Source organism: Streptomyces sp. MK37H (assembly GCF_018035285.1).
Lineage (GTDB): Bacteria > Actinomycetota > Actinomycetes > Streptomycetales > Streptomycetaceae > Streptomyces > Streptomyces endocoffeicus.
The window spans coordinates 1-4,717 of record NZ_JAAAYH010000563.1 but is presented as its reverse complement, the minus strand read 5'-3'; the positions used below and the strand labels follow the sequence as shown (position 1 = coordinate 4,717).

The window sequence follows — 4,717 nt, the reverse complement described above, 5'->3', positions numbered from 1 at the left end:
ACCACAGCAGCACGACATAGATCTCCGGGCGGATCTGCTCCAGGGTCACATGCCAGAACCGCCGCCACCACGAGGCCCCGTCCAGCTCGGCCGCCTCGTGCAGGGACGGGTCCGCGCGCTGCAGCCCCGCCATGAAGACCACCAGCGGAAAGCCCAGCTGGACCCACACCATCACGGCCATCACGCTGTAGAGCGCGAAGTCCGGGTCGCCCAGCCAGTCATGGCGCAGCGAGCCGAGGCCGACGGCGTCCAGCGCCTCGTTGAGCGCGCCGTTCTCCGGGGCGAGGATCCAGCTCCAGACGATTCCGGCCACCGCGATCGGCAGCACCTGCGGCAGATAGAAGCAGGCGCGCAGCACGCTCGCGGTGCGGGTGCCGATGTGTTTGGCGATGTAGTCGAAGAGCGCGGCGGCCAGCACCAGGCCGAGGGCGGTGGGGAGCACCGCCATCGCCACCACCATCGCCAGGCTGTGCCGGAAGGACTCCCAGAACGCGGAGTCGTCCAGCAGATCGCGGTAGTTGGCGAGCCCGGCCCACTTCGGGCTGCCCACTCCCTGCCAGTGGGTGAGGCTGATCCCGGCGTTCATCAGGAACGGGACGACGATGACGGCGAGGAAGGCCAGCGCGCCGGGGAGCAGGAACAGGGCGTACGGATATTCGCGGCGCCGTAGTAGCGGTGCCTTGCTGTGGGAGCTCATCGGGAGCTCATCCCTTCGGCGCGCCCGCGTCGTACGCCTTCTTCAGCGCGTCCAGATAGGCGTCCGGCTTGGCGCTGCCGGTGATCAGCTTCTGGGTCTCGGAGACGAGGACGTCGTAGAAGCCGGGGACCGGCCAGTCGGGGTAGAAGGCCAGGCCGTCGCCGTCGCCGTCGGCGTAGGTGGTGAAGTCCTTGATCAGGGCCTTGGACTTGGGGTCGGTGATCGCCGGGGGATCGGCGGCCACGGGCACTCCGCCGTTGTTGCCCAGGGTGTTCTGGATGCCCTTCTTCATCGTGATGTCGATGAAGTCGTAGGCGAGCTCCTTGTTCTTGGCGCCCTTGGGGACGACCCAGAGATTGCCGCCGGAGCCGAGGGTGAGCTTGGAGCCGGGGAAGGGGAAGGTGCCCCACTCGTCCTTCATCTCGGACGTGAAGCGGCCGAACCACCAGCTGCCGGAGAAGAACATCGGGTACTTCCCCGCGATGAAGGCCGCGCCCGCGTCCTCGGCCTTGGCGCCGCTCGAACTCTTGGCGATATAGCCGTTCTTCACCCAGTCGGCGAAGGTGGTGGCGCCATAGGTCCAAGCGGCGTCGTGGAAGTCCGGCTTGCCCTTGTACTGCTCGTAGGCGTCCACCCAGGAGCGGTCGGCCTTGGTGAGGGCGAGCTGGTAGACGTACTGATGGGCGGGGTATTCGGCGCCCGCGCTGGCCAGTGGGGTGACGCCCGCGTCCTTGAAGGACTTCAGGGCGGCGGTGAACTCGTCGAAGGTGGTCGGGGCCTTGATGTGGTGCTTGGTGAAGAGGGCCTTGTTGTAGAAGACCATCGTGTACTCGGCGTAGTTGGGGATCCCGTACCAGTTGCCGGAGCCCATTACGCCCTGGGCGTCGTAGCGGCTGGTGGTGCGCACGCCGGGGCTGAGCGGCTTGTCCCAGCCGCGCTTGGTGACCTCGGGGGTGAGGTCGGTGAGCAGGCCCTGCTTGGAGAGCAGCCCGGTGGTGGCGTTGCCCTTGTTGTACTCCATCAGATCGGGCGCGTCACCGGAGTTGAGGACCATCGAGGCGGTCTTCTGGATCTGTTCGAAGCCCTTCTCCTCGACCTTCACCGTGACGCCCGGATGGCTCTTCTTGAACTCCTCGATGGCCTGCTTCCAGGCGATGCCCATGGCGCTGTTGGGCGCCTCGTAGTGCCACAGCTTGAGCGACTTACCGTCCCCGGCCTCGTCCCCGCCGTCCCCGCAACCCGCGATGACCAGGGATGCTGCCAGCGTGGCCGCGATGGTGGCCACTGTTCGTTTCGTCCGTTTCCGTGCCGTCAACATCCGCTGCCTCCGGGAGGGTTGGAAGGAAGGGCGCATGTGCAACGTTCGTCGAAGCGCTTCGATGGGGAGAGGTATACGAGGGGTGGTGGAGATATGTCAATGCCGTTGACAAAACAGGGAGTGGGCGCGCGTCAGGCGCGGGTGTCAGCCCCGATGAACCTGGCGCACCGTGCGGAGGAAGGCGCCCAGGACGCTCGGGACCGGGCCGAAGCGGTGGGCGAGGTGGAACTCCAGCCCGGCGGCGGCCGGTTCCAGCGGCAGCAGGGTCACCCCCACATGCCGGAAGCGCCGCATCCCCGCCGGTCCGATGCCGATGCCGAGCCCGCAGGCGACCAGCCCCAGCAGGGTGTGCAGATTGTGCGCCTCATGCGCGATCCGCGGCTCGACCCCGGCGGCGCGGCATACGGCCAGTGCCACATCGGCGGCGGCGGGCTCGGCCTGCCGCGAGGAGAGGATCAGCGGCTCGCTGTCCAGGGCCCGTACGGGCACGGCCGCTGCGCTGGTCAGCGGATGGCCGGACGGCACCGCCGCCACCAGGGCCTCCCGGCCCAGCGGCAGGCTGGTCAGCCGCCGCCGGGCGGCCGCGGGCGGCGGGCCGCAGATGACCCCGGCGTCCAGGCTGCCGTCCAGCAGTGCCTCGATCTGCCGGGCGCTGGGGAGTTCCCGCAGCTCCAGCCGGACCTGCGGACGGCGGGTCCGGAAGGCGGTGAGCACCTCGGGCAGCACGGCGGCCAGCGCGGTGCCGAGGAAACCGATGGCGAGCGAACCGGTCTCGCCCCGGCCGGCGTCGGCCGCGTCCCGTACGGCGAGGTCGAGATGGTCCAGCACCTGCCGGGCCCGGGCCAGGAACGCCTCACCCGCGGCGGTGGGCCGCACCCCGTGCCCGGTGCGGTCGAAGAGCTGTACGCCCAGCTCGGTCTCCAGCGCCTTGATCTGCTGGGACAGCGGGGGCTGCCGGATGCCCAGCGCGGCGGCGGCGCGGCCGAAGTGGGCGTGCTCGGAGAGGGCGAGCGCGTAGCGGAGATGGCGCAGCTCCATAAGGGCCAAGCCTATATCGGATCGCGAATAATCCCTTCACGTCTCATATATCAAAGAGGAAAGCATCGTCGCGCCGGTGCTCGACTGGCCCGCATGAGCGAAACGCGAGAACACCGCGAGACGACGATCGAAGGCGTACGGCTGCACTGGGTGCGGGCGGCGGGGCCGGGGACCCCCGTCGTGCTGCTCCACGGCTGGCCGCAGACCTGGTACGCCTGGCGCAAGGTGATCCCCGAACTCGCCCGCCACCACGAGGTGTTCGCGGTGGACCTGCCGGGCCTGGGCGACTCGGGCTCCTCCCCGCGCGGCCACGGCGTCAAGATCGCCGCCGACCTGCTCGACGCCTGGCGCGCCGAGCTGGGCCTGGACCGGGTCCATGTCGTCGGCCACGACCTGGGCGGCCCCATCGGCTATGCGTGGGCCGCCGCCCACCCCGCCCGGGTCCGCAGCTTCACCCTGCTCGCCGTGCCACTGCACGGCTTCGGGCTGAGCGAGCTGATCGCCCGCGCCGGGCTCTGGCACTTCGGCTTCTTCTCGGTGCCCGGGCTCGCCGAGCAGCTGGCGGAGGGCCGGGAGCGGATCCTGCTGGAGCACTTCTACGGGCACGCCCTGGAGACCGGGGCCATCCGCCCCGCCGACGTCGACACCTATCTGCGCACCTACACCCGCCCGGGCCGGCTGGCGAACGGCTTCGCGTACTACCGCAACGCCCCCGCCGACACCGCCGCCCTCACCGAACTCGCCCGCGCCCCGCTCCCGATGCCCACCCTGGCCATCGGCTGCGGCCAGGCCGGCGGCTCGGCCCCCGTCCACAGCCTCGGCCAGGTCGCCCCGGCGACCCGCGGCGCCGTGATCGACGACAGCGGCCACTTCCTCCCCGAGGAACGCCCCGGCCCCCTGCTGTCCCTGCTCAAGCCCTTCCTGGCAGAGGCCGACGCGGCGGAGGGCGGTTCCTGCCGCTTTGGCGCTTCGGGGTGATCACCAAGCAGTGATCTGCAGTAGGTAGACGCGCTCGTGCCGGGGAACCACCTGGTCGGCGATCAGAGCGGGCGGGGCGCCGCCCGCGACGTGGTCCTCGCTGGGTCGTACTCCCAGGCCCAGCTCACGCGGTGGCCTCCCGGGCCTCGTTCACCACGGCCAGGAGTTCGTCCATGGCGGCCCGCCAGGCCGGGTCGTCCTTGTCGAGAGTGTGCACCGCGTGTTCGGCGTTACGCCGTCGTGCGGCCAGGTCCGGGCGGCGCTCGATCTCCACCTCGCCGGCCCAGATGGTCAGCCATTGGCGGATGGGACCGAGGTTGTTGTGTTCGGCTGCCAGGGCGAACGCCTCGTTCTTCTGGGTTTCCATCTCGCCCAGTCGATGGGGAGCTACGCGGGCGAGCGCGAGGCGCAGCGATTCGGGAGTGCGCTCCGGCCGGGGGATGAGGCCCCCCGTGGGCGGCTCCATAGGGTGTGCGCTCATACGGTCCTCCGGGCCGTTCGGTGTCCGTATGCACCGTACTGGCCATGAAGGCACCTGCGCGGCGAGCGGCGGCTCGTATGACGAATCCGGCCGCTGGCAGGGGACCCGCGCCGGTCGGGGGGCATCAGCGTCGCGCCGACCGGGAGCCGCGTGGTCGGGGTGTCGGCTCGGCCACGCGGGTGCGGTTCCAGGCCCGCAGTCGTCG

Annotated in this window: 5 protein-coding genes; 1 reads left to right on the top strand and 4 read right to left on the bottom strand. The window is 70.4% G+C overall.

The window, feature by feature from the left end; translation table 11 throughout:
• The 3 genes from GWI24_RS40585 to GWI24_RS40575 all read right to left on the bottom strand — a co-directional run.
• Positions 1-697 (bottom strand): carbohydrate ABC transporter permease (locus tag GWI24_RS40585; protein ID WP_210951035.1); only part of this gene is annotated, 697 nt, incomplete at its 3' end.
• A 7-nt stretch (positions 698-704) separates the two neighbouring features.
• Entirely contained in the window at positions 705-2,015 is a 1,311-nt protein-coding gene (locus tag GWI24_RS40580) for an extracellular solute-binding protein (RefSeq protein WP_210951034.1), read from the bottom strand.
• Between the two features lie 144 nt (positions 2,016-2,159).
• Positions 2,160-3,053 carry a LysR family transcriptional regulator gene (locus GWI24_RS40575; protein WP_247617571.1) on the bottom strand — a complete coding sequence of 298 codons (894 nt, stop codon included), beginning with the start codon at positions 3,051-3,053 and terminating at the stop codon, positions 2,160-2,162.
• 93 nt (positions 3,054-3,146) lie between these two features.
• On the opposite strand from GWI24_RS40575, the gene GWI24_RS40570 reads away from it, so the two are divergent.
• Entirely contained in the window at positions 3,147-4,031 is an 885-nt protein-coding gene (locus GWI24_RS40570; RefSeq protein WP_210951032.1) for an alpha/beta hydrolase, read from the top strand.
• A gap of 124 nt (positions 4,032-4,155) precedes the next feature.
• Here the strand turns inward: GWI24_RS40570 and GWI24_RS40565 are convergent, their stop codons facing one another.
• Positions 4,156-4,512, bottom strand: coding sequence for a hypothetical protein (locus tag GWI24_RS40565; protein WP_210951031.1), 357 nt, complete (start codon positions 4,510-4,512; stop codon positions 4,156-4,158).
• Positions 4,513-4,717: the final 205 nt, after the last annotated feature.

Coding starts and splice junctions, on each gene's coding strand:
- GWI24_RS40580 (WP_210951034.1), bottom strand. CDS start 2,015: ATGTTGACGGCACGGAAACGGACGAAACGAACAGTGGCCACCATCGCG.
- GWI24_RS40575 (WP_247617571.1), bottom strand. CDS start 3,053: ATGGAGCTGCGCCATCTCCGCTACGCGCTCGCCCTCTCCGAGCACGCC.
- GWI24_RS40570 (WP_210951032.1), top strand. CDS start 3,147: ATGAGCGAAACGCGAGAACACCGCGAGACGACGATCGAAGGCGTACGG.
- GWI24_RS40565 (WP_210951031.1), bottom strand. CDS start 4,512: ATGAGCGCACACCCTATGGAGCCGCCCACGGGGGGCCTCATCCCCCGG.